The sequence below is a fragment of the Mycobacterium hainanense genome, from assembly GCF_041890355.1.
In the GTDB taxonomy this organism is placed as follows: Bacteria; Actinomycetota; Actinomycetes; order Mycobacteriales; family Mycobacteriaceae; genus Mycobacterium; species Mycobacterium hainanense.
This window is the reverse complement of record NZ_CP169059.1, coordinates 345,103-368,135: the sequence shown is the minus strand read 5'-3', so window position 1 is coordinate 368,135 and position 23,033 is coordinate 345,103. Positions and strand designations below refer to the sequence as shown.

Below are 23,033 nucleotides of genomic sequence, written 5' to 3'. Positions count from 1 at the left end.
GTCACGCCTCCTGTGGGGCGGCCATCGACTGCAGGAAGGCGGGGAAGTCCGGGAACAGCGAGCGATCGACGATTTCGATGCGCACGCCAGAAGAGTCTGTGTAGTAAGCGAATAGCCCTAGTTCGGAACCGGGCACGTCCGCCGTCATCTCGAGAGTGAAGCCGTGGGCCTCGAGGCCACGGGCGGTCGCGGTGAGGTCGTCACTGAAGTAACCGAGGTGGTGCACGGCATTGCCCGGCGCGGGCATCCACGGGCTGCCGGGCACCTCTTGCACCAGTTCGAGGTGCGGGCTCTGCAGGGAGTAAACGATCGTGGAACTCAGCTCGCGGACGCCGGTCGGCGTGCGGAACGGCAGGGTGTAGGTCATCGGGGTGATCCAGCGGTAGCCGGCCAGCGCGCTCAGCCGGGCCATCGCCGCATCGAGGTCGGGCACGACGACGCCGGTGTGGTAGAAATCCGCGGGGCGCAGCGCGATTGTCATGTGTCTCCTCGGGTTTCAGACGCAGTCGGACGCGGCGTCGACGACGAACACCGCGCCGCTGGTGTAGCTGCTCTGCTCGGTGCACAAGAAGGCGATGGTCGGGGCGATCTCAGCGACGGAACCGAAGCGGCGCAACGGGATGTGCGCGAGCTCGGCCTCCACCAATTCGGCCGAGCCGTGCATGGGTGCGGTCATCGGGGTGTCGACGGCGCCGGGCGCCACCGCGTTCACCCGGATCCCCCTACCGGCCCACTTGACCGCGAGGTTCCTGGTGACACAGACGATCCCGGCCTTCGCCGCGCCGTAGCCCGGCACCAACGGGACGGCCCGCAGCGCCGACATCGACGCCAGGTTCACCACGCTGGCGCCGCCGGCCGCGGTCGATGCCTTCAACGCGCGGTAGAGCCCGACCGTCAACCGGTAGGGCCCGGTGAGGTTGAGCGCGACCGAGGCCTCGAATCCGTCGGGCTTGGATTCATCAAGTCCGCCGGGGAAATTGGCGCCGGCGTTGTTGACCAGGACGTCGAGGCTGGTGAACTTTCCCGCGAGCGCGTCCACCGAATCGGGGTCGCTGATCTGCAGCTGGTGATACTCCATGCCGGACAGGTCGGCCTGGTAGTCGGCCGCGGCCGGCCTGGTTCCGGTGACCCCGACGCGGGCCCCGGCGTCGCGGAACAAGGTGGCGGTCGCGTGCCCGATCCCACTGGTGCCGCCGGTGATCAGCGCGGTGGTGCCGGTGAAGTCGAAGCTGACTCGAGCCGTCATGAGTTCCTCGCTATCTGGTTCTTGAGCCAGGCGGTCTCCCAGAAGTTCGTGCTGCCGGCCAACAGTTCTTCGTGGGCCTCGCGAAGCACGGCCCGCGCCCCGGCATGGTCGGACGGGAGGAGTTCGGCGAGATGGATGGCTTGCAGCGATCGGCCGGCGGCGAGGTGTTCTCGCGCCCGGCTCACCAATGCGTCGGCCCCGGCCAGCTCGACCACGTCGGCGGCGACGGCGTCGAACCCGACCGGATAGAGCTCCGTGGTCGACTCGTGGTGAAACCAGCCGGAGTAGTTTTCCCAGACGGCCCGCACGTCCCAGGCCACCTTTCCATAGCCTTGCCCCACTTCGCATTCCGCGGGCAGCGTGATCTCGCGCATCAAAGTCCGCACGTCCTTGCCGGCGTTCATCCCGTCCACGGTTCGATCGTGGACGTAGCGGATCGCGTCGCGCAGCCGGGTCAGCTCTGCGTGAATGCGTTCGGCGCCGGATATCGGTTCGAAGTGACCGGTCACCAGAAGTTCGGGCCGCAGGTCGCGCACCCTCTCCACCGAGGCGATGGCCGTCAGGGCGTCACGATACCGGTCACCGCGCATGGTGACCAGGTTGGGAATGTGCCCGAACAACGGGCCGAAGACATTGCCGCACAAGCAAACCCGCTCGTCCGGCAGCCACACCACCAGCGAGTCGGTGGTTTCACCGCCGGGAACCCAGATCAGTTCCAACCGCCGGCCGCCCACCTCGAGCGTCAGGGTGTCCTCGAAATCGAGGTCGACGACGGGAACGCTCTGGCCGGCCAGCCGGGTGCTACCCAAGCGCCGCTGAATGGCCTGGACGCCGGCCGCCAGGGTGTCTTTGAACGCGAAGGCGCTGCGGCTGGCGCGGTACGGGATGAGTCGTTCGTTGTCGTCGCGCCACAGCGTCCAGTTCGCCTGGGCGACGACGGTCGTGTCCGGGTCGCGGACACTGTCCAAACCGCCCACGTGGTCGACGTGGCCCTGCGTGAAGACGATGTAGCGCACCGGCGAAGGATCGACGGCGTCGAAGTTCGCGCGGTGCACCGGACCTTCGAAACCCATGCCGGTGTTGACAATCACCCGGCCGTCGCGCGTGGTGAGTAGATAGGAGTTCGACAGGCCCGGTGAGCACCACAGCCCCGGCGCGATCTCCTCCGCCCGTTCGGCAGAAGCGGGCCGCATGGCATCCGCTCCCGGGCGGCCGCGGTAGACCGGTTCGAAACTCATCGCTGTCGTTGCCCTCCGGTTAGGTCTCGGCCTGGACGTCGAACTTGTCGAAGTAGAAGTCGAAACGCCCGCGCAGCTCGTCGGGCGTGACGCCGAAGTGCCGGTGCAGGTCGTAGCGAATGCGGCCGTGTTTGCCCCGCGGGTTGCCGTCCAGATACTTCTGGAAGCGCGCCCGCACCTTCGGAGTCAATTCCACGCCGCCGCAGCGGTAAAGCCGCTCTAGGAAAGACATTTCGTTGCCGTTCAGCTGATGGAAGCTGATGTCGATGCTGCGGTCGGCCGGCACCAGATCCCGGTCGCGCACGCAGGCGCTGAGCAGTCGGTGCACCCGGTCGCTCCAGTACTCCACCAGCCAATCCGGCTCGATGCTGGTTCGGCGCAGCCGATCGGAGTAGGCCATCATCGTGATCGCCGACTGGATCACCGCGACGGGATCGCGGTGCGTGAACGCCACGGTCGCGTCGGGAAACGTCGTCATGAGCGGGCCGAGTTGCTCGCAGTGCTGTGGGCTCTTCAAGATCCAGGTCCGCGGTCCCCGCAGAAAGGTCAAGGCCTGCAGCACCTTTCGTAAGTAGGTGTAGTGCCGGTTCTGGTCGAGGCTCAGGTAGTAGTCGCGCCAGCCCGGCACGCGCGCATGCCATTCCAAGACGTATGCGGCTAGATCCAGGTCGAGGAGTTCGACCTCTTCCTCGATCGCCTCGGGGAATCGGTCGTGCATGGCGGCGACCACCGGGGCGCTGGCCATCAGCGCGTCGTGTTCGGATTTGGCGCGCGCGTATCGCGGGTCGACGCCGAAGATGTCGGGGCCCTGGCCGCGGGCGGGGACGGGTTCTTGGCTCTCCCAGTACGGTAACGCCCGCCGGCGCGGGTCGGCCGCAATGAGATTCACCAGATGCGTGGTGCCCGAGCGCGGCATTCCGACGACGATGAACGGCTTTTCGATCGGGATGGCTTCGATTTCGGGGTAGCGCTTGAGGAGTTCGGTCAGCGATAACCGGTTGCGCAGCAGACGCACGACTCGCTGCCGCAGCGACGAGCGCGTCAGCTGGCGCAGGCCCTCGTCTCCTTCGATCGCCGCGACATGCACGGCGAGCCGATCGGCGAAGCCGTCGGCGTCGTCGAGGTCGGCCCCCTTGTTCAGGCCGGCCTGCTCGACCGCCTCCCCAACCATCCGGTCGATGTCGAAGTCGACGACGTTGGCCTCGGTGTAGTCGAGAATCCGGCGCTGGACGTCGGTCAGCTTGGGCGCGGTCAGATCATCGAAGTCGATGTCGTCAACGGCAGAGCCCACCGGATCCTCTTTTCGACGTGTCGTCGAAGAGAAATATGACACAGGGGCAAGGCGTCGATCTGGCGTGGCCCCTACAGGTTCGCCAAGTCGTCGGGCACGTCGACCTTGTGTTCCTGCAGCGTCTCCAGAGGCACCACCTCCAGGGTGCGCTCGTGCGTGGAGGCCAACACCACCGGCGCCGCGCAGCCATCCTGGTGCGCCCGAAGCCAGTTCAGCGCCGTCACACACCAACGGTCGCCGGGCAGCAGGCCGGGGAACCGGTATTCGGGGACCGGCGTCAGCAAGTCATTGCCGATGGAACGCTGGTGCTCGAGGAATTCGGCGGTCATGACCGCACAGATCGTGTGCCGGCCGATGTCCTCCTGCCCCGTCGAGCAACAGCCGTCGCGGTAGTAACCGGTCAGTGGCTCCGTGCCGCACGGCTCCAGCGGACCGCCTAACACGTTTCGATCGAGCACGGTTTCAGTATCGCGCTCTGCGGGGTGAAGTTTGAAGTAACTTTGCCGTCTCCGCCGGCGCAAATTTGCCCCGGCCGACGCCGGTTGCCATCCGGCCAACCGGTGGGTCGCCAGCGGATGAGTCTGGGCCATCGTCGACGCGGCCATCATGTTTCACCGGCGGCGTCGAGGACAATCACGGACGCCAGTTGCGCTAGTGGGGACCGGGGCCGACGGGCGCCAGGTGACGGGGCGATAACAGTTCCCCCGTCAAGCCGGCGCGACGCGCTGGGCAAATCCCGGGGAAATCGCCGGGAAAATCTATCGTCACATCGTGCAACGACGAACCGCCCTCAAGCTGCCGCTTTTCCTGGCAGCGGGCACCGCGCTCGCCCGGGCGCCGCGCGCCTCGGCGGAGGAAGCGGGCCGGTGGCCCGCCGAACGCGCCAACCGTTGGTATCAGGCGCAGGGCTTCCTGGTCGGGTCCAACTACATCACCTCGAACGCGATCAACCAGCTGGAGATGTTTCAGCCCGACACCTTCGATCCGCGCCGGATCGACGCCGAACTCGGCTGGGCCAGGTTCTACGGGCACAACACGGCCCGGGTGTTCCTGCACGATCAGCTCTGGGCCCAGGACCAACGCGGTTTTCAGACGCGGCTAGCCCAGTTCGTTGACATCGCCGCGCGTCATCGCATCAAGCCGCTGTTCGTCTTCTTCGATTCGTGTTGGGATCCAGCACCGAGGGCGGGCCGGCAACGCGCGCCGACGCCCGGCGTGCACAACTCGGGCTGGGTGCAAAGCCCGGGCGCCGAACGCCTCGGCGACCCCCGCTATGCCGCCGTCATGCGCGACTACGTCACCGGGGTGTTGACGCAGTTCCGCAACGACGACCGAATCCTGGGCTGGGACCTGTGGAACGAGCCGGACAACCCGGCGAAGCAGTACCGCAAAACCGAGCGCAGCGACAAGGAACAGCTCGTCGGGAACCTGCTGCCTCAGGTGTTCCGGTGGGCGCGCGCCGTCGACCCCAGCCAGCCCCTCACCAGTGGCGTGTGGCGCGGCGACTGGGGGCAACCCCAGGGGCGCAGCGCCATCAGCGACATCCAGCTCGCCAACTCCGACGTGGTCACGTTCCATTCCTATGCCGAACCCGCGGGCTTCGAGTCCCGGATCGGTGAACTTACCCCGCTGGGAAGGCCCATCCTCTGCACGGAGTACATGGCCAGGCCCCGGGGCAGCACAGTGGAGGCAATTCTGCCAATTGCCAAGCGCCACAACGTCGGCGCGATCAACTGGGGTCTGGTGGCCGGGAAGACCCAGACTTACTTCCCGTGGGAATCGTGGGATCACCCGTACACCGCGATTCCGAAGGTCTGGTTCCACGACCTGCTCCGCCCCGACGGCCGGGCGTTCCAAGACGCCGAAGCGTTGACGACACGGAAGCTCGCCGGAACGCAGGCCTGAACTAGCCCGCCACGACAAGCCGGCTGGCAAGATGCGGGTTGGACACGTTGGGGACCGGGTTTGAGGACCAGATGCAAACAGCGACACGGTGGGGCCGGCGATGAGCTCCCATCAGCTCGACATCCCGGCCAGCCAGTGGCTCCGACGAGACATCAGCGCAGTCCGCGACCTCCTGACGCAAGTTGGCGCCGACCCGGCGCTGTCGCGCACGTGGCGCGCCTCGCTGGTCCTGACGTTCGCGGATTTGCCGCCCAAGAGTTATCCGTACCTTGAGCCCGCGATCGCCGAGTACTTGAAAATCGTGTACGACGAGTTTCCGCATTTCTTGTACTTCTTGAGTCCGGACCCGACTCGCGGCGCGACCGACAGCTTCTTCGCGACCCTGGGCGTCCTGTGCGAAACCCCCGCCGGCTATTGGGTCATCTGGGACGATGACGTCGCCAAGGCCTTCTACCACGCGCTGGCCAAGGCGGCCGAGTTCGCGATCGCCCAAGGCGATGACTGGGTAGCCATGGTCGAGGGCTACGAGTGGGACGAACGGCAAACGAGGTACGCGGAAGTCCGCGCAATCCTCGTCGACCGCGGAGTGCTAGAGGACTGAACAGTGGGCGGCCGCCCGACACCGCCACGGCCCAATTCAGCGGCAAGGCGGGTCCGCTCAACGCTGCTCACGATCGAGTGCTCGCCCCGAAGCCCGTCTGGGCGGCTGTGCCATTACCCGCCATTACCCGACACCTTCCATACCGCGAACATTTTCGATCCAGTTTTTCCATACTAGTTCGATTCTTATTCGTCATGTGACAAACTTATGGTCTGGTAGCGGCGGCCACTACCAGATGTCACTGCGAGCGCGGTACACCCACGCGGGCGATGGCATCAGGCGGCGCGGACGCGTGCTACTCGACGTGTTCCGGGCGGTGCGGTGCCCGGCACGTTAAGCCGCATGAAAGGGCGAGACCACCGATGAACACATACCCCCACCCACGCAACCGCTACGGCGACTGGCGCGATATGACCGCAGAAGAACTGCGCGACTGGCTGCGTCTCCAAGTCGCATCTTGGTGGCGCCACGTGACACTGATGGACCTGTACGGGGGGCACCAGACGACAGGCGAGATCTGTCCGCAGCGAGGCGGGCTGGCCGCTGATGCTCGCCAATCGCCGAAGACACTTCAGACGATGGCGCTAGGTCAGATCCTGCCGGGCGCGGCCGCAACCGGCGATCTCACTCTGACTACGTGACCCCGCCGCCGGTGCTCGCGGGCCGGACCCGTGAATTGGCGAACATGACCTCCACGGACAGGCGTGCGCAGAAATTTGGCGGTGGCGGAGGGATTTGAACCCTCGGACGGTGTTAGCCGTCACACGCTTTCGAGGCGTGCTCCTTAGGCCGCTCGGACACGCCACCGGGGAGCAGCTTACCGAACCGTCGGCCCCTTACCCCAATCGCTGGCGGGCGAAGAAGGCCTCCAGCGGTGCGGCGCACTCCTCGGCCAGTACGCCGCCGCGCACTTCCGGCCGATGGTTGAGTCGCCGATCGCGGACCACGTCCCACAGCGATCCGACCGCGCCCGTCTTGGGCTCCCACGCCCCGAACACCAGCCGGCCGACGCGGGCGAGGACCAGCGCGCCCGCGCACATGGTGCAGGGCTCGACGGTGACGGCCAGCGTGGCGCCCTCCAGCCGCCAGCCGTCCCCGAGCGCGCCGGCCGCCGCGCGCAGCGCCAGGATCTCTGCGTGCGCGGTGGGATCACTGAGCGCTTCCCGGGCATTGACCGCACGGGCCAATTCGGTTCCATCGGCGCCGACGACCACCGCACCGATGGGGACGTCGCGGGGACCGGCCGTCGCGGCGACCGCCAACGCGGCATGGATCAGGTCCTCGTCAGCGATCACCGACGCCTCCGATGGCGGCGACCCGCGGCGCCCGGCTTCCTCATGCGTGGCGACCCGCGGCGCCCGGTTCCGCCGGGCTTGCGATCGCCACGGCCGCGCTTGCGATCACCGACCGATGCGGTCGATCACGGCCGACAGCTGGTCGGCGAAGCCCATCTCCCGGGCGATGCGGCCGAGCTGCTCGTCCGCGTACAGGTCCGCCTCGTCGAGGATGACGCCCAGCACCGCCTCCGGTAGCCCGATGTCGGACAGCAACCCCAGGTCGCCCTCCTCGAACGGGTCGGAATCCTCCAGGTCTTCGGGGTCGATGTCAGCGTCCAGCTTGTCGAGCACTTCGGCGGCGATGTCGTAGTCAAGTGCGGCGGTGGCGTCCGACAGCAGCAGCCGCGTCCCCGACGGCGCCGGCCGCACGATGACAAAGAACTCGTCATCCACGTCAAGGAGGCCGAACACCGCGCCGGAGCTGCGCAATTCCCGAAGCTCCGTTTCGGCGGCCTTGAGGCTCATCAGGGATTTAGGGGCCATCGGAGAACACCGCCACTGGCCCTCTTCGCGCACGACCGCTACGCCGAAACCGTCCGGCGTGTCGGCGGACAGGCCTTGGGCTGGGGCCCGTTGTGCTCCCATGGCCGCTTACGGTAGTCGCAGACCAGGGCCCCTGACCAGACGGAGCGCGACGAAGCCGCGGTCGGGGCGACACCTGGACGCACGCCGCCGCCGGATTGTGCCAACCTTGGTCTGTGGCCAGCCCTGTTTCTCAACCGCCCGTCTGCGTGCTCGGGCTGGGGCTGATCGGGGGGTCGATCATGCGGGCCGCCACGGCGGCGGGCCGGGAAGTCTTCGGCTACAACCGGTCCGTGGAGGGCGCGAAGGCGGCGGCCGCCGAAGGTTTCGACGCCACCACCGATCTCACCGCGACGCTGACCCGCGCCGCGGAGACCGGTGCGCTGATCGTCCTGGCGGTGCCCATGCCGGCGATGGCCGGCATGCTCGCCCACATTGGCGAACTGGCCCCGGCCTGCCCGTTGACCGACGTCACCAGCGTCAAGCGGGCGGTGCTCGACGAGGTCGTCGCCGCCGGTCTGCAGGAACGTTTCGTCGGTGGCCACCCCATGGCGGGCACCGCCCACTCGGGTTGGGCTGCCGGCCACCCCGGCCTGTTCACCCGGGCGCCGTGGGTGGTCAGCGTGGACGACCACGTCGACCCCGTGGTTTGGTCGATGGTGATGACGCTGGCGCTCGACTGCGGCGCGGTGGTGGTGCCGGCCAAATCCGACGACCACGACGCCGCGGCGGCCGCCATCTCGCACCTGCCGCACCTGCTCGCCGAGGCCCTGGCGGTCATCGCCGGGGAGGTACCGCTGGCGTTCGCGCTGGCCGCCGGGTCGTTCCGCGACGGGACGCGCGTGGCCGCAACAGCTCCTGATCTGGTGCGGGCGATGTGCGAGGGCAACGCCGACCAGCTGATACCCGCGGCCGACCGGGTCATCGAGCTCCTGAGCCGGGCCCGCGAGTCGCTGGTCGCGAACAATACGGTGGCCGAACTCGTCGAGGCCGGCCACGCCGCCCGGACGCGTTACGACAGCTTCCCGCGTTCGGACATCTTCCACGTCGTCATCGGCGCCGAGAACTGGCGCGAGGAACTGGCCGCCGCCGGCCGGGCGGGCGGGGTGATCAGATCCGCTCTGCCAAGCCTGGATAGTCGAGGATGAAGCCCTCTTCGTCGACACTCACGACGGTGTCGGCGACCGGGGAGCGCAGCTTGATGCCTTCTGTGCCGCCGGAGCTGGTGTAGCTCACGATGTCCGGCGTGATGGACATGTCGGGCAGGTTGACGTAAACCACCGGCAGCGTCACCGAGTCCGCCTGCTCGTGCAAGCTGCGCCGCCGGATGGGCAACGCGTTGAAGAACGGGCTGAACACCACGTCGCAGTCGAGCGCGCCGTTGTACGCCGCGCGGTGCTCGCCCTGATGGTCGGTGACCAGCCACATGTTCTCTTCGTCGCGGGCGATGGACAACACCCGCTCGCGTTCGGCCAGCGTGACCGTCATGCCGAGCCGCTTGGTGGCGCCGGTCTCGTCGGTCTGCAGGTCGTAGTACGCGCCGAACGCCGGGTTGGTTTCGGTGGCGGCCGCGACGATGCGGCCATTGGCCTTGATCCTCTTGCCGGACACCTGGATTCGTACCGATTCCATTCGCGATACGTCCTGTGCACGCCAAGTGAGCATCGCCTGCCACACGCGCCGAGTCGAATCAGAGGAATCTGCGTTCACTCACCTACCGTAAATCGTGCCCGCGAAGCGCGAGGGAAGTGTCCGATAAGTGTGGCGCAGTCGACCGGTGCCCGGCACCGAGACCCACACCGCCAACGCCAGCAGCCCGTCCAGCGCGAGCGCCAAGGCGGCCACCATCAAGGCACCGACCAGAGCGAGGTGGAACTCGCGCTCCTTGATTCCGTCGATGAGGTAGCGGCCGAGCCCGCCGAGGCTGGCGTAGGCCGCGACCGTCGCGGTGGCGACCACCTGCAGCGTCGCGTTGCGCAACCCGCCCAGAATCAACGGCAGGGCGTTGCGCGCCTCCACCCACAGCACCTGGGGCTCCGTCATGCCCATCGCCCGCGCGGCGTCGACCACGGTTGGCTCGACATTGGCGATGCCCGCATAGGTGCCGGCCAGCAGCGCCGGCACCCCCAGCAGCATCAGCGCGACCAGGGGCGGCCCGAGGCCCAGCCCGAACAGCAACGTGCCGAGGAGGAGCACGCCTAGGGTCGGCAGCGCGCGCAGCCCGTTGACCGCGCCCACCACCAGCAGCGTGCCGCGACCCGTGTGCCCGATGATGAGCCCGACGGGGACGGCGATCAGGGCGGAGGTGCCGACCGCGACGGCCGTGTACTCCAGATGCTCCAGAATTCGCGCCGCGAGCCCAACAGGGCCGGCCCAGTTATCGGCGGTCAACAGAAAGGAGACGGCCCGCGCCACGAAGTTCATCGCGCGCCCCCCACGATCGGGGCGACCACCGATCGCCGGCGCGACGCTCGCCCGGCCCGTTCCCACGGCGTGATCAACCGGCCCGCCACCATGATCAGCGCGTCGGTGACGACCGCCAGCACGAAGAGCGCGATGATGCCGGCCAGGATCTGGTCGCTCTTGTTGGTCTGATAGCCCTCGGTGAACCACGTGCCCAGGCCGCCTATGCCGATGACCGAGCCCACCGAGACCATCGCGATGTTGGTCACCACCACCACCCGCAGCCCGGCCACCAGAACCGGAATGGACAGCGGCAGTTCAACTTTCAGCAAGCGGCTCAGCGGCGGGTACCCGACCGCGGTGGCGGCGTCGCGCACCTGCGCCGGTACCGCGTCGAGCGCCTCGAGGACCGCCCGCACCAGCAGCGCCGCGGTGTAGGCGGTCAGTGCGACCATCACGTTGGCCTCGTCGAGGATGCGGGTGCCGATGATCATCGGCAAGACCACGAACAGAGCCAGCGACGGGATGGTGAACACGACGCTCGCGATCACCGTCGTCAACCGACGCGCATTCGGCGCACGCTGCACCGCCGCCCCCAGCGGGACGGCGATCGCGAACCCGATCAGCACCGGCACCAACGACAGGCGCAGATGTACGAGCGTCAAGGCCCAGGCGTCGTCGAGGTGGGTGAGCAGATAGCGCATGGGTCACCCCCGCCGCCGGGCATCCGCTGCGGCCAGCACGTCGCCGGCCAGCACGCCGCCGATGACCTTGCCGCCGTCGTCCACGGCGATACCCACCCCCGACGGCGACGACAGCGCCGCATCCAGGGCGTGGCTGAGATTGCCGCCGGGACGAAACAGCGAACCGACGCCGCTCATGCTCTCCGACAACGACGCGCCGGCGCGGTGCCGGCGCAGGCCGTCGCTGTCGATCCAGCCCATCGGTGCGTGCGCGCCGTCCACCACCACCGCCCAACCGTCGGGGAGGGTCTCGGGAAGAGCGGCCGCGGGGATGCACCGCACGTCGTGTAGCGGCAGGCCGGACGCGTCGATGAGTTGCAACCAGCGATAGCCGCGGCCGAGGCCGATGAACCTCGCGACGAAATCGTTGGCCGGCCGCGACAGCAGGCGCGCTGGTTCGTCGTACTGCTGCAGCGCGCCGGCCCGGAAGACGGCAACCCGGTCGGCCAGCTTGAGCGCCTCGTCGATGTCGTGGGTGACGAACACGATGGTTTTGCGCAATTCGCTTTGCAGGCGCAGGATTTCGTTCTGCAGGTCGACGCGTACCACCGGGTCGACCGCCGAGAACGGCTCGTCCATCAACAAGATGGGCGGGTCGGCGGCCAGTGCGCGCGCCACGCCGACGCGTTGCTGCTCACCGCCGGACAGCTGCGCGGGGTAGCGGGTGGCGAGCTTGGTGTCCAGCCCGACGCGTTCGAGCACCCCGTAGGCGGCGTCCCGGGCCGCCCGGCGGGACTGTCCCTTCAGCACCGGAACCGTTGCGACGTTGTCGATCACCCGCAGATGCGGCATCAGGCCGGCGTGCTGCATCACGTAGCCGATCCCGAGGCGCAGCCGCACCGGGTCGAGCGTGGACACGTCCACGCCGCCAACGGTGATGGTGCCGGACGTCGGCTCGATCATGCGGTTGACCATGCGCAGCGCGGTGGTTTTGCCGCTGCCCGACGAACCGACGAAGACGGTCAGCTCGCCGGTGGGGACCACCAGACTCAGCCGGTCCACCGCGGTGGTCCCGTCGGCGAACGCCTTGCTGACGTCGTCGAAGACGATCATCGTGCCACCGGATGATTAAGGCCGTTGTCCCGCAACCAGTTCCGCGCGGCCTGGTCGGGGTCGATGCCGGCGTTCCCCGCCACCGCGGCGTTGAGTCCGGCCACTCCCGTGGTGGTCAGCTTCGCCGACACGGCGTCCAGCACCTGCTTGAGCCGGTCCGACTTCTTCTGCGAATTGACCAGCGGCACAATGTTGCCGGCGATGAAGTTGTGCTGAGGGTCTTCGAGCACCACCAGGTGGTTCTGCGGAATCGCGGGTGAGGTGGTGAAAATGTTGGCGGCGTTGACCCGTCCTCCCACCAGGGCGCGCACCGTCACCGCGCCGCCACCGTCGTTGATGGCGACGAAGTTTCGGGGCCTGATGTCGAGGTCGTATTTCTGGCGCAGCCCCGGCAGGCCGGCGGGGCGGTTGGCGAACGCGGACGGCGCCCCGAACCTCACGTCCGCCGAATGTGCCGCCAGATCGGCGATTGTCTTCAGCTTCCACGATTTGGCGGTCCCGTCGGTCACGGTCACGGTGTCGGTGTCGGCGGCGGGCGACGGGGTGAGGATGGCCAGGTCGGCCGGGAGATTACGGTCGAGCTCCACCTCGACGGCATCGAGCACGGTCGCCGTCGACTCCGGCTCGAAGTAGAGCAGCAGGTTGCCGATGTACTCCGGCACCAAGTCGATGGAATGGTCTTTGAGAGCGGGAATATAGGTCTCCCGGCTGCCGATGCCCATCCGCCGGCCGACCTCGAAATCGTTGGCCTGCAATGCTTGTGCGTATATCTCGGCGATGATCTGCGACTCCGGGAAGTCACCGGATCCCACCACGATCGATTTCGGGCTGCGGACCTCGGCACCCAGCGGGTCGGAGCTGCTGCACGCGGCGAGAACACCGATCGCCGTGAGCAACACCGCCGCTTGGACGATCGCGCGGTGCGCGCGCGACGGCATCCCCATACCGCCGACAGTAACGTCAGAACCTGCCCTGCGCCCGGACGAAGCAGGCCGGTTGCGCTGCGTGGTTTCATTCTGTGCCGGATCGGACGAAGATGACCTTATGAGCAGCCCTAACCCTGCCGCGCCCAACCAGCCGCCCGCCCAGCCCGCCGCGGCGCCCAAGCCCGGCCCGGCGCCCAAGTCCGGCCCGGCACCCAAGGAGCCGGCCATTGGGTTCACCCGCGCCGGTGCGCTGTGGTCGTCCCTGATCACCGGGTTCCTGATCCTGATCCTGTTGCTGATTTTCATCACCCAGAACACGACGTCGACGTCGTTCCAGTTCTTGGGCTGGCACTGGAGCCTGCCGCTGGGGGTGGCCATTTTGCTCGCCGCCGTGGTCGGCGGGCTGATCACGGTTGCCGTCGGCACCGCGCGCATCATGCAGCTGCGCCGGGCCGCCAAGAAGCACCACGCCGCCGCGTCCCGTTAGCGGCCTAACCGGGCAGCTTCGCGAGCTCCGCCAGCCCGCGCGAAATCAGCGGCGCGACGACCTCCGGCATGTGGTCGGAGTCCACTCCGCGAGCCTGATCCGACATCCGCCTGCGGAAGTCGATCCCCGCGGCGATGATGGCGAGCTTGAAGTAGGCCAGGGCCATGTAAAACTCCCAATGCGCCAGCGGCAGACCGGCGACCAGCGAATAGCGATCCGCCAGCTCGTCGGCCGTCGGCAGCAGGGGTGACGTCCAGGCCGCCTGCGCGTTGACGATCAGGTCGAGGGCGGGGTCGCGGTACACGCACATCAGGGCGGCGTCGGACAGCGGGTCCCCAAGGGTGGACAGCTCCCAGTCGACGACGGCGCGCACCTTCGTCGGGTCGTCGGCGTCCAGGATGGTGTTGTCGATCCGGTAGTCGCCGTGCACGATCGACGTCCGGCTCTGCTGCGGGATGGCGTCCTGCAGACCGGAGTGCAGGCGCTCGACGTCCGCGTCGCGACGGTCGTCGGCCAGCCGCACCAGTGCCCATTGCGAACCCCACCGCCGCACCTGGCGCTCCAGGTAACCGTTGGGCTTGCCGAAGTCGGCCAGGCCAACGGCCGCGGGGTCGACGGAGTGGAGGTCGACGAGGACCCGGATCAGCGAGTCGACGCAGCCCCCGATCACCGTGTGGCTTAACGCTTCGAGCTGGGCGCGGCGGCGCACGACCTGGCCGGCAACGAATTCGACGATCTGGAACGGCGCCCCCAGCACCGACTCGTCCTGGCACAGCGCGATCGCGCGCGCCACCGGAACGGGCGTGTCCCGCAGCGCGGCGACGACCCGGTACTCGCGGGCCATGTCATGCGCCGACGGGGTCAGCCCATGCAGCGGCGGGCGCCGGACCAGCCAGCTGGTCGCGTCGTCGTAGACGCGGAAGGTGAGATTGGAACGGCCACCGGAGATGAAATCCGCGCGCAACTCGCCGACACGCCCGATGCCCAGCGAACGCAGGTAGGAGTCCAACGAGGCCAGGTCGAGCCCCTCGAGTTGGTCAGCAGAAGTCACCGGACTTGTTTACCACCTCTGATTCCGCGGCAGCAGGTCCCACACGTGCTCAACGCCGTTGACCCCCGCGACCGTCGCCTGACCGGATCGCGAGAACAGCAGCCGGGTGACCGAGGCGTAGTCGACGGGGAACGACAACAGCCGCGACGTGCCCAGGATCTGGTGCAGCAGCACGTTGATCACCCCGCCGTGGCTGAAGACCGCGACGGTGTCCTCGGGATCGACGGAGGAGACGAGGTCGTCGACCGCCGCGCGCACCCGGGCGAGGAACGCGTTCTCGTCGACCGCGCTGGGCAGGTGCCCCTGCGCCAGGCGTGCCCACTCTTCGGGCATCTCCTCGCGGATCTGCTCAACGGGGATGTACAGCGGAAGGTCGCGGTCGTATTCGGCGAATCGATCATCGATTTCGACGGTCAGCGCGCGCGCCGCCGCGACCGGCTCGGCGGTCTGGATGGCGCGCCGCTGCGGGCTGCTGACCACCCGGGAGATCGGAAACCTGGCCAGCGCCTTGGGCAGTCGCTCGATCTGTGCCAATCCCTGGTCCGACAGGTCCGGGTCGGAACCCTCGCCGTGTTCGCTGCGCAGCGGCAGCGCGTGGCGGACCAGAAGCAATTGCATGTGTTCGTTCCTGTCTGTGGTTCAGCGCGACGTGTTCATTCAAAGCATGCGGACCCGCCGCCGCAAAATAGGGCTGAGGGGGAGGCCGATTTCGAGGAGGACGCATGACCGAGCCGAACATGGATTGGGACGCCGCGTACCGGCAGGGAACACCACCGCCGTGGAGCATCGGGCGGCCGCAGCCGGAGCTGGCGGCAGTGATCGACGGAGGCGGGATGCGCAGCGACGTGCTCGACGCCGGGTGCGGCCACGCCGCCCTGTCGCTGGCGCTGGCCGAGCGCGGCTACACCGTCGTGGGCCTGGACAGCAGCGCAACCGCGATCAAGGCCGCTTCGGTGGCGGCCTCCGAACGCGGCCTGACGACGGCGACCTTCGCGCAGGCCGATGTCACGAATTTCCGCGGCTATGACGGCCGCTTCTCCACCATCGTGGACAGCGGGCTGTTGCACGCGCTGCCGCCGGAGAGGCGCCAGGACTACCTGCGGTCGATCTTCCGGGCGGCGGCGCCGGGAGCCGCGCTGTACATCCTGGCCTTCGCCGCCGGGGCCCTGGGCGAGTCGGACGGCGGGGGCGGGCCGCGTGGCTTCGCCGAGGAGGAACTGCGCGAGGCCGTCTCGCAGCTCTGGCGGGTCGACGATCTGCGTCCGGCGCACGTTTACGGCAACGCCCCCGAATCCGCCGACGGCCCGCTGGCACACCTGGATCGCGACGACGAAGGTCACTTCCTGGCCCCCGGGTTCCTGGTGACGGCGCACAAGCCGGACTGAGCAGAAAACCCCGGCGCGCTGCCGGAGAATGCTATTCTCCGCTCAGAGAGTGGGGTGTGCCGATGGCGGCAGTGGATCAATCCGGACTGGATGCGGCCGCGCTTGGGCGCTGGCTCGATGCGAGCGAGGCGCCGGGAAGCGGTGAAGAACCGCGCGTAGAGCAGCTGAAGGGCGGTTCGCAGAACACGCTGTACTTGCTCGATCGCGGCGGTGAGCGGATGGTGTTGCGGATGCCCGGCGCCCGCGCCGACGCCGCGCGCATCGACGGCTTGCTGCGCGAGATCCGCCTGGTGCGAGCGCTGTCCGGTACCGACGTCCCGCATGCGGCGCTGATCGCCGCCGACGACACCGGGTCCGTCCTGGGCATGCCGTTCTATGTCATGCAGGCCATCGACGGCTGGAGCCCGATGGACGGTGGATGGCAGCCGCCGTTCGACACCGACTTGGCGGCCCGACGCGGACTGGCCTTCCAGCTCGTCGAGGGCGCCGCCAAACTGGGTCGGGTGGACTGGCGGGCCCACGGCCTCGACGGCTTCGGCCGCCCCGACGGATTCCACGAGCGGCAGGTCGATCGCTGGCTGACCTTCCTGGACGCCTTCAAGGTGCGCGACCTTCCCGGGCTCGACGAGGCCGCCCACTGGCTGCGGAACAACCGGCCCGCGCAGTACCGGCCGGGAATCATGCATGGCGACTACCAGTTCGCCAACGTGATGTTTGCGCACGGGGAGCCGGCGCGCCTGGCCGCGATCGTGGACTGGGAAATGACGACGGTCGGCGACCCGCTGCTCGATCTGGCCTGGTGCCTGCTGGGCTACGACGGCGAAGAGCCCAAGGCCGACGGGTTCTACCTGGACATGGCCGGCATGCCCACACGCAGCGAGCTGCTGGCGCACTACGAGGCGATCAGCGGCCTGTCCACCGAAAACATCGACTACTACCTGGTCCTGGCCAACTGGAAACTCGGCATCGTGCTGGAAAAGACCTACGCAATCGGGGTACGCATGGGGACTGGCGAAGGAGGGGTGGACCCCGAGATCCAGGATGCCTTCGGGGCGATGATTCCGCAGCTGATCGCCACGGCCGCCGAACTCGCGCGGTCACTGCCTTTCGGAAGCCGCTGAAATGGGTTACGCCGACCGGCTTTTCGAGCTCACCGATCGGGTGGTGCTGATCACCGGCGGCAGCCGCGGGCTGGGACGCGAGATGGCGTTCGCGGCGGCCCGCTGTGGCGCCGATGTGGTGATCGCCAGCCGCAACATGGACAACTGCGTGGCCACGGCCAAGGAAATCGAGGCCGAAACCGGGCGCTCCGCGCTGCCGTATCAGGTGCACGTCGGTCGGTGGGATCAGCTCGACGGACTGGTCGAGGCGACCTATGACCGGTTCGGCAGGGTCGACACCTTGATCAACAACGCCGGCATGTCACCGCTGTACGACAAGCTGACCGACGTCACGGAGAAACTGTTCGACGCGGTGGTCAACCTGAACCTCAAGGGCCCGTTCCGGTTGTCGGCCTTGGTGGGCGAGCGAATGGTAGCCGCCGGCCGTGGATCGATCATCAACGTGAGCACGGCCGGCTCGTTACGCCCGACACCCGACATCATCCCCTACGCCGCAGCCAAGGCGGGGCTCAACGCCATGACCGAGGCGCTCGCGAAGGCGTTCGGTCCGTCGGTGCGGGTCAACACGCTGATGGCCGGACCGTTTCTTACCGACGTGAGCAAGGCGTGGAACCTCGACGCGGCACCCGGCCAGCCGTTCGGGCACCTGGCGCTGCAGCGCGCCGGCGACCCGGCCGAAATCGTCGGCGCTGCCTTGTTTTTGGCGTCGGACGCCTCCAGCTTCACCACCGGTTCCATCCTGCGTGCCGACGGTGGAATTCCCTGACGCGGCGGGTCACAAGCGCGGCGACGCCGGGCGCAGTGGGTCGCCGCCGATGAACGAGGCGATCACAAGCGCGGCGACGCCGGGCGCAGCGGGTCGCCGCCGATGAGAGATTAGGAGATTCGAATGTCTTGGGACTTCTCCACCGAACCGGAATTTCAGGAGAAAATCGACTGGGTCCGCGAGTTCGTCCGCCACGAGGTAGAACCCCTTGAGGTTTTGTTCCCCGGTTGCGAGTTCCTGCCGCTCAACGACGAGCGCCGCCGCATCGTCGATCCGCTCAAACAGCAGGTTCGCGACCGTGGCCTGTGGGCGCCGCATCTGGGCCCCGAGCTGGGCGGGCAGGGATTCGGCGCGGTCAGGCTGACACTGATCAACGAGATCCTTGGACGCAGTCCGTGGGCGCCGATCGTGTTCGGCACGCAGGCGCCCGATACCGGCAACGCCGAGATCATCGCCCGCTTCGGGACTCAGGAGCAGAAGGATCGCTATCTGGCGGGGCTGCTGTCCGGGGAGATCTTCTCGTGCTTCTCGATGACGGAGCCACAGGGCGGCGCCGACCCGCGCGTCTTCCGGACGCGCGCCTTCCGCGACGGCGACGACTGGGTGATCACCGGGCGAAAGTACTTCTCCTCCAACGCCTCCGTCGCGTCCTTTTTCATCGTCGTCGCGATCACCGACCCGGACGTGCCGGTCCACCGCGGCGCTTCGACGTTCCTGGTGCCCGCCGACACCGAAGGCCTCACCATCGAAGCCACCCATCACCTGGTCGGCGCGCTGCCGCACGAGCCCGGGCACTCGCTGGTCCACTACGACGGTGTCCGGGTGCCGGCGGACGCGATGCTCGGCGAACCCGGCCAGGGCTTCATGATTCTGCAGACCCGGCTGGCGGGCGGACGGCTGCATCACGCGATGCGCTCGATCGGGGTGGCCCAACGGGCCGTGGAGATGATGGCCCGGCGCGCGAAAAGCCGCTTTACTCAAGGAAGTTCGTTAGCCGATAAGCAACTGGTGCAGGCGTTCATCGCCGACTCGTATACCGAGCTGATGCCGTTCCGGCTGGCGGTGCTGCACGCGGCGTGGCTCATCGACACCGCCGGGGAGCATGCGGCCCGCGCCGAGATCGGCGCCTGCAAGATCCTGGCCTCGCAGGTGCTCAAATCCATTGGCTTGCGCGCGATCCAGGTGCACGGCGCGCTCGGGACCACCGATCAGCTGCCGCTGGTCAACGTGCTGCTCGGCGGCGTGGCATTGGGCCTGGCGGACGGACCGACCGAAGCTCATAAGGTCAACTTGGCCCGGCTGCTGCTCAAGGGATACGAGGCCGAGGACGCCGAGTGGCCGAGCGAACTGCTCGACATCCGCCGTGAGGCTGCGCGTACCAAGTACGGCGACCTGATCGACCGGGTTCCGGCGCTGCCCGATTCGCCATGAGCAGCCGGGTGACAGCGGCCGTCGAACGGGCGCTCGACGAGCGCCAGCGGGAGGCGACCGAAGAGGTGGAGCGGATCTTGGCCGCCGCCGTACGCGTCATGGAACGGGTTGCGCCCGAACCGCCGCGGGTGAGCGACATCGTCGCCGAGGCCGGCTCGTCGAACAAGGCGTTCTACCGCTATTTCGCCGGCAAGGACGACCTCATCCTGGCCGTCATGGAGCGCGGGGTCGCCATCGTCGTGTCCTACCTCGAGCACCAGATGGCCAAGGAGCGTGAGCCCCGCGAACAGGTCGCCCGCTGGATCGAGGGCACGCTCGCGCAGGTGGCCGACCCGCACCTGATCAGCATGAGCCGGGCGGCCGCCGGCCAGATGTCGGCCGGCGCGAATTGGCGCGCGGCCGATCGGGAGATGATGCGGCCGCTGCGAGACCTCCTTGTCGAACCCATTGCGGCCCTGGGCAGCACGGATGTCGAGCGCGATGTCGAGGCCGTGTTCAGCTGCACCGCCGCAACGATGCGCCGCTACGTGGGGTCTGCCAACCGGCCCGGGTCCGCGGACATCGCGCACCTGGTGAAGTTCTGTCTACGTGGTCTGGGGGTCTGATGCGCGCCGTCGTCTGTCGTTCCTATGGCGCTCCGGAAGACCTGGTTCTCGAGGACGTCGACGACCCAGTGCCGGGGCCTGGCCAGCTGCTGGTGCGGGTGCACGCCGCGGCGGTCAACTTTCCCGATGTCCTGTTCATCGCCGGCAAGTACCAGGTCAAGATTCCGCCGCCGTTCATCCCCGGCAATGAAGTCGCCGGCGAGGTGATCGCCGCCGGTGAGGGCGCCCGATTCGCGCAGGGACAGCGAGTGTCCGGCACCACCTTTGGGGCGTTCGCCGAGCAGGCGCTGCTGGATGCGAGCCAGGCCACGCTGATGCCCGACGACGTCGACTTCGCGTCGGCCGCCGCCTTCGGCGTGACCTATCGCACCGCCTACCATGCGCTGCGCTCGACAGCCGCGGTGACAGAAGGGGATTGGGTCGTCGTGCTGGGCGCCGCGGGCGGCGTGGGGCTGGCCGCGGTCGACCTGGCCGTCGCCATGAAGGCGCGGGTGCTGGCAGCGGCGTCGAGCCCCGAAAAGCTCGAGTTGTGCCGGCATCGGGGCGCCGAGGCGACCGTCGACTACGACCGGGAGGACCTCAAGTCGCGCATCCGCGAATTGACCGGCGACGGCGCCCGGGCGGTCCTCGACCCCGTCGGCGGGCCGTACGCGGAGCCCGCGCTGCGCGCGCTGGCTCGCGGCGGCACCTTCGTCACCCTGGGCTATGCCGCGGGAACGATCCCGGCGATTCCGCTCAACCTCGTTCTGCTCAAGGACATCTGCGTGCGTGGCATGGAAATCCGGACCTTCGCGACCGACCACCCGGACGACTCGGCCCGCGACTTGCGGGAGCTGTCGGAGATGTTCACCGCCGGCATCATCCGGCCGTACATCGGCGCACGGTTCCCGCTGGCCGAAACGGCGGCGGCGTTGCGGCATGTCGCCGACCGCAAGGTGTTGGGCAAGGTCGTTATCGACATCTGACGCGCCGAGATTGCCGCCACGGTCGCCGGAGCCCGACGGGCGGCCGCCCTGGCGGCAATCTCGCCGTCACGGCGTGACGATGTCGAAGCTCGGGTCGGGCTGATCCAGCACAGCGAGGAGCGCCTGCAGCACAGCCTGATTGCCGGAGATCTGCAACCCGGGCGAGGAGAAGTCACCCATCGCCGCGGAGAGGAGCCGAAACTTGCTGTCCAGCCGCACCGTGGCCGATGCCGTCGCCGGCTCGGCCGCCACCTTCCGGTGGACGAGCACCCCGTTGCGCAACGTGAGCCGGTAATTGGTGGCGATATCGGCGAAGGTGAGGTCGACGGCTAGGTCGAGTTCCCAGCTGCGCGGGCCGTCGACCCGGATAGCGAGGCTGTCGAAGATCTGCTCGGGCGTCAGCTGGGAGAGCATGGTGGGTGAGGCGACCTGCGCGGCGGTGCCGAAGTTCCCGACCCGCAATTCCGTTGCGCCACTGAGGAAGAAATTGCGCCACGTGGCGTTCTCGGCGCCATAGGCCAGCTGCTCGAGCGTGTCCGCGTACAGCTCGCGGGCGCCCTCGTGCGCGCTGTCGGTGAACACGGCGTGGTCCAGTAACGTTGCTGCCCAACGGAAATCGCCCGAGTCAAAAGCCTTTTGGGCCTGACCGACGACACAGTCGATCCCGCCCATCGCCTCGACGTAGCGCGGCGCGATGGCTTCCGGGGGGTGCGGCCATAACCGCGCCGGGTTGCCGTCGAACCAGCCCATGTAGCGCTGATAGACGGCCTTCACGTTGTGGCTGACCGACCCGTAATACCCGTGGGTGTGCCACGCGCGCTCGAGTGCCGGTGGCATCCGGAACATCTCCGCGATCTCGATCCCGGTGTAGCCCTGGTTGAGTAACCGCAGCGTCTGGTCATGCAGGTAGGCGTACATGTCGCGCTGCAGCGACAGGAACCCGACGATGTTCTCCCGTCCCCATGTCGGCCAGTGGTGGGAGGCGAACACCACGTCGGCGCGGTCGGCGAAGGTGTCGATCGCCTCGGTGAGGTAGCCGGACCACGCGTGCGGGTCCCGCACCAGGGCGCCGCGCAGGGTCAGCAGGTTGTGCAGGTTGTGGGTGGCGTTCTCGGCCATGCACAACGCGCGAAACCGCGGGAAGTAGAAGTGCATTTCGGCGGGCGCCTCAGTGCCGGGCGCCATCTGGAACTCGATCTCGACCCCGTCGATGGTGTGCTTCTCGCCGGTCTCCCGGATGTCGATGGTCGGCACGATGATCGCCACCTCGCCGGTCGACGGGGCCTGCCCCAGGCCGCAGCCCACCTGGTCGCTGGGGCCGCGGGCCAGCATGCTGCCGTACATGTAGGTGGCCCGTCGCGTCATGGCCGGGCCGGCGTACACGTTCTCCCGGACCGCATGCTCGACGAAGCCGTCCGGCGCCAAGACGGCCACGGCGCCGGCGTCGACGTCCGCCTGCGAGGTGACGCCGAGCACGCCGCCGAAGTGGTCGACATGGCTGTGGGTGTAGATCACCGCGACGACGGGCCGGTCGCCCCCGCGGTGGGCGCGATACAGCTCCAGCGCGGCCGCCGCGACCTCGGTGGACACCAGCGGATCGATGACGATGATCCCAGTGTCGGTCTCGACGAACGTGACGTTGGAGATGTCGAGGCCACGGACTTGGTAGATGCCCGAAACCACTTCGTAGAGACCCTGTTTGGCGGCCAGTGTCGACTGCCGCCACAGGCTGGGGTGCACGGAAGTCGGGGCGGGACCGGCGAGGAAGGAGTAGGCGTCGTTGTCCCACACCACGCGGCCGTCGGCCGCCTTGATGACGCACGGGGACAGGGCGGCGATGAATCCGCGATCGGCGTCGTGAAAGTCCGTGTCGTCATCGATTGGCAGCGCGTGTGCGCGATGCGCCGCCTCGATGACTTCCGTGGGGGGTTTGTGTTGCACCGGCTATACATTGCCA

General features: G+C 68.1%; 26 protein-coding genes and 1 tRNA gene. 11 read left to right on the top strand and 16 right to left on the bottom strand.

What is annotated here, in order from left to right; genetic code table 11:
• Window position 1 precedes the first annotated feature (1 nt).
• From ACEL92_RS01765 to ACEL92_RS01745, 5 genes are all read right to left on the bottom strand, one after another.
• Complete coding sequence (locus ACEL92_RS01765; RefSeq protein WP_374023960.1) at window positions 2–481, bottom strand: VOC family protein; 480 nt, start codon at window positions 479–481, stop codon at window positions 2–4.
• Window positions 482–496: 15 nt separating this feature from the next.
• Window positions 497–1,246: an SDR family NAD(P)-dependent oxidoreductase gene (locus ACEL92_RS01760; RefSeq protein WP_374023959.1), complete on the bottom strand. Its 750-nt coding sequence runs from the start codon at window positions 1,244–1,246 to the stop codon at window positions 497–499.
• On the bottom strand, window positions 1,243–2,484 hold the full coding sequence (locus ACEL92_RS01755) for an MBL fold metallo-hydrolase (RefSeq protein ID WP_374023958.1): 1,242 nt from the start codon (window positions 2,482–2,484) through the stop codon (window positions 1,243–1,245). The genes ACEL92_RS01760 and ACEL92_RS01755 overlap by 4 nt, the downstream gene beginning before the upstream one ends.
• A gap of 19 nt (window positions 2,485–2,503) precedes the next feature.
• Window positions 2,504–3,775, bottom strand: a complete 1,272-nt coding sequence (locus tag ACEL92_RS01750; RefSeq protein WP_374023957.1) for a sulfotransferase — start codon at window positions 3,773–3,775, stop codon at window positions 2,504–2,506.
• A gap of 71 nt (window positions 3,776–3,846) precedes the next feature.
• The gene (locus tag ACEL92_RS01745; RefSeq protein ID WP_374023956.1) at window positions 3,847–4,233 is read right to left on the bottom strand and encodes a DUF2237 family protein; all 387 of its coding nucleotides are present in this window, start codon (window positions 4,231–4,233) and stop codon (window positions 3,847–3,849) included.
• Window positions 4,234–4,546: 313 nt separating this feature from the next.
• Between ACEL92_RS01745 and ACEL92_RS01740 the strand changes: the two genes are divergently transcribed.
• The 3 genes from ACEL92_RS01740 (at window position 4,547) to ACEL92_RS01730 (ending at window position 6,922) form a co-directional block, all read left to right on the top strand.
• Window positions 4,547–5,680, top strand: a complete 1,134-nt coding sequence (locus ACEL92_RS01740; RefSeq protein ID WP_374023955.1) for a 1,4-beta-xylanase — start codon at window positions 4,547–4,549, stop codon at window positions 5,678–5,680.
• Between the two features lie 100 nt (window positions 5,681–5,780).
• On the top strand, window positions 5,781–6,281 hold the full coding sequence (locus ACEL92_RS01735) for a hypothetical protein (RefSeq protein ID WP_374023954.1): 501 nt from the start codon (window positions 5,781–5,783) through the stop codon (window positions 6,279–6,281).
• Between the two features lie 362 nt (window positions 6,282–6,643).
• On the top strand, window positions 6,644–6,922 hold the full coding sequence (locus tag ACEL92_RS01730) for a hypothetical protein (RefSeq protein WP_374023953.1): 279 nt from the start codon (window positions 6,644–6,646) through the stop codon (window positions 6,920–6,922).
• Between the two features lie 76 nt (window positions 6,923–6,998).
• On the opposite strand, the gene ACEL92_RS01725 is transcribed toward ACEL92_RS01730, so the two are convergent.
• The 3 genes from ACEL92_RS01725 to ACEL92_RS01715 form a co-directional block, all read right to left on the bottom strand.
• Window positions 6,999–7,088: transfer RNA gene (locus ACEL92_RS01725), tRNA-Ser, on the bottom strand.
• A 29-nt stretch (window positions 7,089–7,117) separates the two neighbouring features.
• Window positions 7,118–7,576 carry a nucleoside deaminase gene (locus tag ACEL92_RS01720; protein WP_374023952.1) on the bottom strand — a complete coding sequence of 153 codons (459 nt, stop codon included), beginning with the start codon at window positions 7,574–7,576 and terminating at the stop codon, window positions 7,118–7,120.
• A gap of 105 nt (window positions 7,577–7,681) precedes the next feature.
• Window positions 7,682–8,203, bottom strand: a complete 522-nt coding sequence (locus ACEL92_RS01715; protein WP_374023951.1) for a tRNA adenosine deaminase-associated protein — start codon at window positions 8,201–8,203, stop codon at window positions 7,682–7,684.
• Between the two features lie 146 nt (window positions 8,204–8,349).
• Between ACEL92_RS01715 and ACEL92_RS01710 the strand changes: the two genes are divergently transcribed.
• Window positions 8,350–9,288, top strand: a complete 939-nt coding sequence (locus ACEL92_RS01710) for a prephenate dehydrogenase (protein ID WP_374026429.1) — start codon at window positions 8,350–8,352, stop codon at window positions 9,286–9,288.
• Here the strand turns inward: ACEL92_RS01710 and ACEL92_RS01705 are convergent.
• From ACEL92_RS01705 to ACEL92_RS01685, 5 genes are read right to left on the bottom strand one after another with little or no spacing between them, the layout of a single operon-like run.
• On the bottom strand, window positions 9,251–9,850 hold the full coding sequence (locus ACEL92_RS01705) for a putative glycolipid-binding domain-containing protein (RefSeq protein ID WP_374023950.1): 600 nt from the start codon (window positions 9,848–9,850) through the stop codon (window positions 9,251–9,253). The two genes, ACEL92_RS01710 and ACEL92_RS01705, sit on opposite strands and share 38 nt — an antisense overlap.
• Window positions 9,851–10,564, bottom strand: coding sequence for an ABC transporter permease (locus ACEL92_RS01700; RefSeq protein ID WP_374023949.1), 714 nt, complete (start codon window positions 10,562–10,564; stop codon window positions 9,851–9,853). It lies immediately after the preceding gene.
• On the bottom strand, window positions 10,561–11,247 hold the full coding sequence (locus ACEL92_RS01695) for an ABC transporter permease (protein WP_374023948.1): 687 nt from the start codon (window positions 11,245–11,247) through the stop codon (window positions 10,561–10,563). Before ACEL92_RS01695 ends, ACEL92_RS01700 begins: the two co-directional genes overlap by 4 nt.
• A 3-nt stretch (window positions 11,248–11,250) precedes the next feature.
• Window positions 11,251–12,339, bottom strand: coding sequence for an ABC transporter ATP-binding protein (locus ACEL92_RS01690; protein ID WP_374023947.1), 1,089 nt, complete (start codon window positions 12,337–12,339; stop codon window positions 11,251–11,253).
• Window positions 12,336–13,283: an ABC transporter substrate-binding protein gene (locus ACEL92_RS01685; RefSeq protein WP_374023946.1), complete on the bottom strand. Its 948-nt coding sequence runs from the start codon at window positions 13,281–13,283 to the stop codon at window positions 12,336–12,338. The genes ACEL92_RS01690 and ACEL92_RS01685 overlap by 4 nt, the downstream gene beginning before the upstream one ends.
• Window positions 13,284–13,383: 100 nt before the next feature.
• On the opposite strand from ACEL92_RS01685, the gene ACEL92_RS01680 reads away from it, so the two are divergent.
• Complete coding sequence (locus tag ACEL92_RS01680) at window positions 13,384–13,752, top strand: lipopolysaccharide assembly LapA domain-containing protein (protein ID WP_374023945.1); 369 nt, start codon at window positions 13,384–13,386, stop codon at window positions 13,750–13,752.
• A gap of 4 nt (window positions 13,753–13,756) precedes the next feature.
• Here ACEL92_RS01680 and ACEL92_RS01675 read toward each other — a convergent pair whose 3' ends face one another.
• Complete coding sequence (locus ACEL92_RS01675) at window positions 13,757–14,803, bottom strand: phosphotransferase family protein (protein WP_374023944.1); 1,047 nt, start codon at window positions 14,801–14,803, stop codon at window positions 13,757–13,759.
• A gap of 9 nt (window positions 14,804–14,812) precedes the next feature.
• Window positions 14,813–15,421: a histidine phosphatase family protein gene (locus tag ACEL92_RS01670; RefSeq protein WP_374023943.1), complete on the bottom strand. Its 609-nt coding sequence runs from the start codon at window positions 15,419–15,421 to the stop codon at window positions 14,813–14,815.
• Between the two features lie 104 nt (window positions 15,422–15,525).
• On the opposite strand from ACEL92_RS01670, the gene ACEL92_RS01665 reads away from it, so the two are divergent.
• From ACEL92_RS01665 to ACEL92_RS01640, 6 genes are all read left to right on the top strand, one after another.
• Window positions 15,526–16,188 carry a class I SAM-dependent methyltransferase gene (locus tag ACEL92_RS01665; protein ID WP_374023942.1) on the top strand — a complete coding sequence of 221 codons (663 nt, stop codon included), beginning with the start codon at window positions 15,526–15,528 and terminating at the stop codon, window positions 16,186–16,188.
• Window positions 16,189–16,250: 62 nt separating this feature from the next.
• Window positions 16,251–17,309: a phosphotransferase family protein gene (locus tag ACEL92_RS01660; RefSeq protein ID WP_374023941.1), complete on the top strand. Its 1,059-nt coding sequence runs from the start codon at window positions 16,251–16,253 to the stop codon at window positions 17,307–17,309.
• A gap of 1 nt (window position 17,310) precedes the next feature.
• Window positions 17,311–18,075, top strand: coding sequence for an SDR family NAD(P)-dependent oxidoreductase (locus tag ACEL92_RS01655; protein WP_374023940.1), 765 nt, complete (start codon window positions 17,311–17,313; stop codon window positions 18,073–18,075).
• Window positions 18,076–18,198: 123 nt separating this feature from the next.
• A complete protein-coding gene (locus ACEL92_RS01650; RefSeq protein WP_374023939.1) occupies window positions 18,199–19,506 on the top strand; it encodes an acyl-CoA dehydrogenase family protein in 1,308 nt (435 codons plus the stop codon).
• Window positions 19,503–20,111, top strand: coding sequence for a TetR/AcrR family transcriptional regulator (locus ACEL92_RS01645; protein ID WP_374023938.1), 609 nt, complete (start codon window positions 19,503–19,505; stop codon window positions 20,109–20,111). The genes ACEL92_RS01650 and ACEL92_RS01645 overlap by 4 nt, the downstream gene beginning before the upstream one ends.
• Window positions 20,111–21,076: an NADPH:quinone oxidoreductase family protein gene (locus ACEL92_RS01640; RefSeq protein ID WP_374023937.1), complete on the top strand. Its 966-nt coding sequence runs from the start codon at window positions 20,111–20,113 to the stop codon at window positions 21,074–21,076. The genes ACEL92_RS01645 and ACEL92_RS01640 overlap by 1 nt, the downstream gene beginning before the upstream one ends.
• A gap of 66 nt (window positions 21,077–21,142) precedes the next feature.
• On the opposite strand, the gene ACEL92_RS01635 is transcribed toward ACEL92_RS01640, so the two are convergent.
• Window positions 21,143–23,017: an alkyl/aryl-sulfatase gene (locus ACEL92_RS01635; RefSeq protein WP_374023936.1), complete on the bottom strand. Its 1,875-nt coding sequence runs from the start codon at window positions 23,015–23,017 to the stop codon at window positions 21,143–21,145.
• Window positions 23,018–23,033: the final 16 nt, after the last annotated feature.

What these genes read in the sequence shown, in the direction of transcription:
- ACEL92_RS01730 (WP_374023953.1), top strand. Translation starts at nt 6,644, where the DNA reads ATGAACACATACCCCCACCCACGCAACCGCTACGGCGACTGGCGCGAT.
- ACEL92_RS01765 (WP_374023960.1), bottom strand. Translation starts at nt 481, where the DNA reads ATGACAATCGCGCTGCGCCCCGCGGATTTCTACCACACCGGCGTCGTC.
- ACEL92_RS01665 (WP_374023942.1), top strand. Translation starts at nt 15,526, where the DNA reads ATGACCGAGCCGAACATGGATTGGGACGCCGCGTACCGGCAGGGAACA.
- ACEL92_RS01645 (WP_374023938.1), top strand. Translation starts at nt 19,503, where the DNA reads ATGAGCAGCCGGGTGACAGCGGCCGTCGAACGGGCGCTCGACGAGCGC.
- ACEL92_RS01655 (WP_374023940.1), top strand. Translation starts at nt 17,311, where the DNA reads ATGGGTTACGCCGACCGGCTTTTCGAGCTCACCGATCGGGTGGTGCTG.
- ACEL92_RS01660 (WP_374023941.1), top strand. Translation starts at nt 16,251, where the DNA reads ATGGCGGCAGTGGATCAATCCGGACTGGATGCGGCCGCGCTTGGGCGC.
- ACEL92_RS01755 (WP_374023958.1), bottom strand. Translation starts at nt 2,484, where the DNA reads ATGAGTTTCGAACCGGTCTACCGCGGCCGCCCGGGAGCGGATGCCATG.
- ACEL92_RS01715 (WP_374023951.1), bottom strand. Translation starts at nt 8,203, where the DNA reads ATGGGAGCACAACGGGCCCCAGCCCAAGGCCTGTCCGCCGACACGCCG.
- ACEL92_RS01670 (WP_374023943.1), bottom strand. Translation starts at nt 15,421, where the DNA reads ATGCAATTGCTTCTGGTCCGCCACGCGCTGCCGCTGCGCAGCGAACAC.
- ACEL92_RS01685 (WP_374023946.1), bottom strand. Translation starts at nt 13,283, where the DNA reads ATGGGGATGCCGTCGCGCGCGCACCGCGCGATCGTCCAAGCGGCGGTG.
- ACEL92_RS01680 (WP_374023945.1), top strand. Translation starts at nt 13,384, where the DNA reads ATGAGCAGCCCTAACCCTGCCGCGCCCAACCAGCCGCCCGCCCAGCCC.
- ACEL92_RS01760 (WP_374023959.1), bottom strand. Translation starts at nt 1,246, where the DNA reads ATGACGGCTCGAGTCAGCTTCGACTTCACCGGCACCACCGCGCTGATC.
- ACEL92_RS01640 (WP_374023937.1), top strand. Translation starts at nt 20,111, where the DNA reads ATGCGCGCCGTCGTCTGTCGTTCCTATGGCGCTCCGGAAGACCTGGTT.
- ACEL92_RS01700 (WP_374023949.1), bottom strand. Translation starts at nt 10,564, where the DNA reads ATGAACTTCGTGGCGCGGGCCGTCTCCTTTCTGTTGACCGCCGATAAC.
- ACEL92_RS01735 (WP_374023954.1), top strand. Translation starts at nt 5,781, where the DNA reads ATGAGCTCCCATCAGCTCGACATCCCGGCCAGCCAGTGGCTCCGACGA.
- ACEL92_RS01695 (WP_374023948.1), bottom strand. Translation starts at nt 11,247, where the DNA reads ATGCGCTATCTGCTCACCCACCTCGACGACGCCTGGGCCTTGACGCTC.
- ACEL92_RS01650 (WP_374023939.1), top strand. Translation starts at nt 18,199, where the DNA reads ATGTCTTGGGACTTCTCCACCGAACCGGAATTTCAGGAGAAAATCGAC.
- ACEL92_RS01690 (WP_374023947.1), bottom strand. Translation starts at nt 12,339, where the DNA reads ATGATCGTCTTCGACGACGTCAGCAAGGCGTTCGCCGACGGGACCACC.